Below are 5,094 nucleotides of genomic sequence, written 5' to 3'. Positions count from 1 at the left end.
GGCGTTTCCCCCTGGAAGCTCCCTCGTGCGCTCTCCTGTTCCGACCCTGCCGCTTACCGGATACCTGTCCGCCTTTCTCCCTTCGGGAAGCGTGGCGCTTTCTCATAGCTCACGCTGTTGGTATCTCGGCTCGGTGTAGGTCGTTCGCTCCAAGCTGGGCTGTGTGCACGAACCCCCCGTTCAGCCCGACCGCTGCGCCTTATCCGGTAACTATCGTCTTGAGTCCAACCCGGTAAGACACGACTTAACGCCACTGGCAGCAGCCACTGGTAACCGGATTAGCAGAGCGATGATGGCACAAATGGTGCTACAGAGTTCTTGAAGTTGTGGCCCGACTGCGGCTACACTGGAAGGACAGTATTTGGTATCTGCGCTCTGCTGAAGCCAGTTACCTTCGGAAAAAGAGTTGGTAGCTCTTGATCCGGCAAAAAAACCACCGTTGGTAGCGGTGGTTTTTTTGTTTGCAAGCAGCAGATTACGCGCAGAAGAAAAGGATCACAAGAGGATCAGTGATGCAAACTCACGATTTCTTCACTTGGATACCGACACCTGAGTTAGATGACGAAAATGAACCACCTGAATTACCTTTAATATTATTCATCTGACATGCAACCAAACAAAATGATATGATTACAACACCTACAAAAAACATTTTCTTCATGTATACTCCTTTATATAAAAACAAGATAGTGAGACATTAACATATGAACAAGAAATTCTATTTCTCTCGTTTATTATGGGGTCTATTTCCTATACTTATCGCAATATATAACTTATTCCACGAACCATTGACATCAAAAACAATACAAATATCAATCATATATATACTCAGCGGAATACTTCTTCCTGTATCTATGTACACTGTAAAAACAGTAGCATTAAGATATACATCAATACAGTTTTGGAACCCCACTTGGTTAAACTCCAATGGGGTTAATCGATTTTACGTTATATATGTGTTTTTTTGTATTATTTTCGCAATCCCATTCAGCATTATTTATCTTTTTATAGATAAGGACAAGCTGGTCAAAAAAAATGACCAGCTTAACAACCATTAAATACCTAGTTGCGAGTTAATTTCATTAACTAACTGCTCATCAAAAAAAGATCCTGCTAAAGCCACAAGGACACCAAAACCAACAATCCCCATGGGAACTCCTGTAATAATAGAAAAAACAATTGCAGAAATAGCCACGGCTGCACGATTTGCGGTAATAATTTCTAGTTTAACAAAAACAGGTCGCCAATTATCTGTTGTCAATGCATTTTTAAGTTCAACAAGAATATCAGCCAGATCAATAGCATTTCCTAAATAACCAAATGCTTTACTATATTTAGCTAAACTGTTTGCTGTATTCGTAGCATCTAATGCCTGAATTCCTGCGACAATAGCGGCACGATCAGCAGAATTAAACTTATCACCCAAAGAACTTCTATATCGTTCAAATGCAGCCAAAGCATCATCAACACCACGAATAGTTTTTCCATTAGCTTTATCAGCCAAACTTTTCGCTAATAATTCAGCTTTCTCACCATACTTTTCTGTTACTTTTTCATAGAAAGTAGCTGTATAGGCAACAGCATCCTTTATTTTATCCACATCGCTTTTCAATGTGTTTTTGTAATCATATAACTTGCTAATATCAGCATCCAACTGATTAGATTTTCTTTGTAACTCATCAACATCCCTTTCAAGATCAGTAATTCCATGATAGGAGTGATGCTTGAATATTTTTTTCATCTCCTCTATTTTTTTATTTTTTTCACTAATCTGCGCAGCAATCTGATTTTTCTGGTTCTGCTTTTCATCAATCAGAGCACTCACCATCTTAGAACTTTTCTCCATATCACTGGCTCGAGTTTCTGGAGATACTGCATTAACAGCAGTGATGTTATTATCGTGATTATTTCCTGTCGCCTTGGTAAAAAGTGATGGCATATCACTAATTAAAGAGTTAAGAACTCTGGAGACCCCCCCTAATGGATTATCAACCAAAGAAGAATTATCTTCTGTCATAACAACACCATTCATCACTGGGAGACCATCTTTATTAATAACAACATCTCCCCACGGGGTTAGATATGACTCACCTGGCTTCATCACTGTCGATGTTGAATTCGATGAGCTTGTATTACCCTGACCACCATTATTACCGTGTCCGGAGCCTCCCCCCCAGTGAACACCACTATTATTATGCCCACCTTGCTGATTCAAATTCGCCCCTGTCCCCCCCATAGATTCACCGGCAGTTGGGCCATATCCACCAAGTTCTTTCGCCATAAAAAATACCTCTTTGGCATTAAAAACAAATAGTTAAAACAACAATACTGTACATATAACTACTGGTTTTATGTACAGCTTAAAATTACGCCGCTACGTTTTCCCTGTCAACCCTGTGGATTTTCATTTTTGTGAAAACGTTCAAAAAAACAGCCCCTCCCACACCTCGAGCTATTCCCGCCCGATGCCACAAAAACCAGCACAAACATTACCGTTCTCCGGCCTCAGCATGTTTTACTGAAACCATGATATGAGACACCTATGGGACACTGTCACTTTATGGCATGGCACACACTCCAGGATGCACTGAAAATGACGGGCAGATCGCGTTCACAGTTTTACCGTGATATGCGCGCAGGCCTTGTCAGTTACCGTACAAGCCAGGACGGACGACGGGAGTTTGAAACCAGTGAACTGATCCGGGCATACGGCGAATTAAAGCGGAATGAGACACCAGAAAGGCACACCAAGGGACAGTCAGAAAAACCACATGATCAGCAGACAGAACGCATTCTCCGGGAGCTGAATGAGCTGAAACAATGCCTGACGCTGATGCTTGAGGATAAACAAGCCCAGGATACGGAGCGCCGGCGCCAGGAAGCAGAACGGGAACAGCTACAGAATGAGATAGCCCGGCTCAGGCAGGCGCTGGAGCAGGAAAAGAAACGGGGATTCTGGTCCAGGTTGTTCGGTCGCTGAACGCGCTCAGAGACTGATGATAAGATAGCCATCAGATAATAACTCACCGAAAATAAATACTTTAAGGTAAGGAGACTCGCATGAAACGTTCTGGCGGCACACGCTATATGTATCTTAGCGCCCTGATAACTGTGGCAGCAGCCCTCACAGCCTGTACCCCAAAAACCAACCTGGAACAACATACCCGGCATTATGTTTATGCTTCAGATGATGGGTTTGATCCTAACTTTTCCACCCAAAAAGCCGACACAACACGAATGATGGTGCCTTTTTTTCGGCAGTTCTGGGATATGGGAGCTAAAGATAAAGCGACAGGAAAATCACGGAGTGATGTGCAGCAACGCATTCAGCAGTTTCACAGCCAGGAATTTTTAAACTCACTCCGGGGCACAACTCAATTTGCGGGTACTGATTACCGCAGCAAAGACCTTACCCCGAAAAAATCCAGGCTGCTGGCTGAGACGATTTCTGCGGTTTATCTCGATGGCTACGAGGGAAGACAGTAAGTGGATTTACCATAATCCCTTAATTGTACGCACCATTAAAACGCGTTGAGCGCGATTCTGACGCAGGCACAGCAAAAAGAAATGTTTACCCCCAGGAAAACCGGAAAAATGCGTCAGGATCGTTTTCATGGCGTTGCATGACTATGCACGAAACTGAATAGCGATCTGTTTGGGCGCATACGGTGCCCATGAGGCACATTTTCGGACATTTTCAGTTCGTGAATCCCTGGCTCATTGCTACATATTCCGGGCAGACACCCCTGGCAGCGCCCCCAGGGGTGTTATGTAAAAAAAGGCGACGCGCCCCTAGGGGCGCCCCTACATTAATTAACTGTTTTTTCTACAGATAGTCAGTACTGACCCTAAGTAGGGTCGTCATAGCGTCGCCATAGGGTCGTCGACGACGTGCTTTTGTATAAATCTGAATAAGAAAATACATTTTTAAAACCATAACAACATGATTTAAAAAGCAAATCAGCAAAAAGTTGGTTTTGCGTGGGGTGTGGACATTTCAGGCATGAGAACAGACTCGCGTTTTTCTGGAAGAAATGCGGGGATTTTTGATTAAACAATACTCACCGCAGAGCGAGATTTTATGCAACAGCGGCTGTACTTCACAGGGATTATTTATCAGTTGATATGCTGTGCCATGATATTGCTATTGCCGAAAGGGACGTCGTTTTACGGCGTTTTCCCTATCCTGCACCGCACTGGCCGCGTTCGAATGTTTGCGCCCCTGACTAACCGCTCACTCAGCTTTATCACTCTCGCCTGCGTCACAGTTATCATGCTCCCATGAACAGAAATTCCCTTACACGGAGACATCAGACCAGTGACCAAACAGGAAAAAACCGCCCTGAACATGGCGCGCTTCATCAGAAGCCAGACATTAACCCTGCTGGAGAAGCTCAACGAACTGGACGCGGATGAACAGGCAGACATCTGTGAATCGCTTCACGACCACGCCGATGAGCTTTACCGCAGTTGCCTCGCACGTTTCGGGGATGACGGTGAAGCCCTCTGACACATGCAGCTCCCGGAGACAGTCACAGCTTGCCTGTGAGCGGATACCGGGAGCAGACAAGCCCGTCAGGGCGCGTCAGCGGGTTTTAGCGGGTGTCGGGGCGCAGCCATGAGCCAGTCACGTAGCGATAGCGGAGTGTATACTGGCTTAATCATGTGGCATCAGTGCGGATTGTATGAAAAGTGCACCATAGCCGGTGTGAAATGCCGCACAGATGCGTAAGGAGAAAATGCAACTTCTGGCGCTCTTCCGCTTCCTCGCTCACTGACTCGCTATGCTCGGTCGTTCGGCTGCGGCGAGCGGTGTCGGCTCACTCAAAAACGATAATGCGGCTATCCACAGAATCAGGGGATAAGACCGGAAAGAACATGTGAGCAAAAAGGCAAAGGGCAACAAAAAGCCGCGCCGCTGGCGTTTTTCCATAGGCTCCGCCCCCCCTGACGAGCATCACAAAAACCGACGCTCAAGTCAGAGGTGGCGAAACCCGACAGGACTATAAAGATACCAGGCGTTTCCCCCTGGAAGCTCCCTCGTGCGCTCTCCTGTTCCGACCCTGCCGCTTACCGGATACCTGTCCGCCTTTC

Annotated in this window: 6 protein-coding genes; 4 read left to right on the top strand and 2 right to left on the bottom strand. The window is 45.7% G+C overall.

From position 1 onward, the window contains the following. The first annotated feature begins 163 nt into the window (after nucleotides 1–163). A complete protein-coding gene (locus tag C7B16_RS24930; protein ID WP_001314450.1) occupies nucleotides 164–322 on the top strand; it encodes a hypothetical protein in 159 nt (52 codons plus the stop codon). Between the two features lie 198 nt (nucleotides 323–520). Here the strand turns inward: C7B16_RS24930 and C7B16_RS24925 are convergent, their stop codons facing one another. Beyond that, nucleotides 521–661: a colicin release lysis protein gene (locus C7B16_RS24925; RefSeq protein ID WP_153276082.1), complete on the bottom strand. Its 141-nt coding sequence runs from the start codon at nucleotides 659–661 to the stop codon at nucleotides 521–523. A 393-nt stretch (nucleotides 662–1,054) separates the two neighbouring features. Beyond that, nucleotides 1,055–2,281, bottom strand: a complete 1,227-nt coding sequence (locus C7B16_RS23670; RefSeq protein WP_170939869.1) for a colicin-like pore-forming protein — start codon at nucleotides 2,279–2,281, stop codon at nucleotides 1,055–1,057. Nucleotides 2,282–2,542: 261 nt separating this feature from the next. On the opposite strand from C7B16_RS23670, the gene C7B16_RS23665 reads away from it, so the two are divergent. From C7B16_RS23665 to C7B16_RS23645, 3 genes are all read left to right on the top strand, one after another. Then, nucleotides 2,543–2,980, top strand: coding sequence for an entry exclusion protein 1 (locus C7B16_RS23665; RefSeq protein ID WP_170939868.1), 438 nt, complete (start codon nucleotides 2,543–2,545; stop codon nucleotides 2,978–2,980). Nucleotides 2,981–3,060: 80 nt separating this feature from the next. After that, nucleotides 3,061–3,486 (top strand): Exc2 family lipoprotein, encoded by a 426-nt coding sequence (locus C7B16_RS23660; protein ID WP_089586618.1) that lies wholly within the window; start codon nucleotides 3,061–3,063, stop codon nucleotides 3,484–3,486. An 832-nt stretch (nucleotides 3,487–4,318) separates the two neighbouring features. Further along, complete coding sequence (locus tag C7B16_RS23645; protein ID WP_001401730.1) at nucleotides 4,319–4,510, top strand: Rop family plasmid primer RNA-binding protein; 192 nt, start codon at nucleotides 4,319–4,321, stop codon at nucleotides 4,508–4,510. Nucleotides 4,511–5,094: the final 584 nt, after the last annotated feature.

The sequence above is a fragment of the Escherichia sp. 20412-1 genome (genome assembly GCF_003027595.1).
In the GTDB taxonomy this organism is placed as follows: domain Bacteria; phylum Pseudomonadota; class Gammaproteobacteria; order Enterobacterales; family Enterobacteriaceae; genus Escherichia; species Escherichia marmotae.
The sequence above is the reverse complement of the archived record's forward strand: the minus strand, read 5'-3'. Positions and strand labels throughout refer to the sequence as shown.

What these genes read in the sequence shown, in the direction of transcription:
- C7B16_RS24925 (WP_153276082.1), bottom strand. Translation starts at nt 661, where the DNA reads ATGAAGAAAATGTTTTTTGTAGGTGTTGTAATCATATCATTTTGTTTG.
- C7B16_RS23670 (WP_170939869.1), bottom strand. Translation starts at nt 2,281, where the DNA reads ATGGCGAAAGAACTTGGTGGATATGGCCCAACTGCCGGTGAATCTATG.
- C7B16_RS23665 (WP_170939868.1), top strand. Translation starts at nt 2,543, where the DNA reads ATGGGACACTGTCACTTTATGGCATGGCACACACTCCAGGATGCACTG.
- C7B16_RS23660 (WP_089586618.1), top strand. Translation starts at nt 3,061, where the DNA reads ATGAAACGTTCTGGCGGCACACGCTATATGTATCTTAGCGCCCTGATA.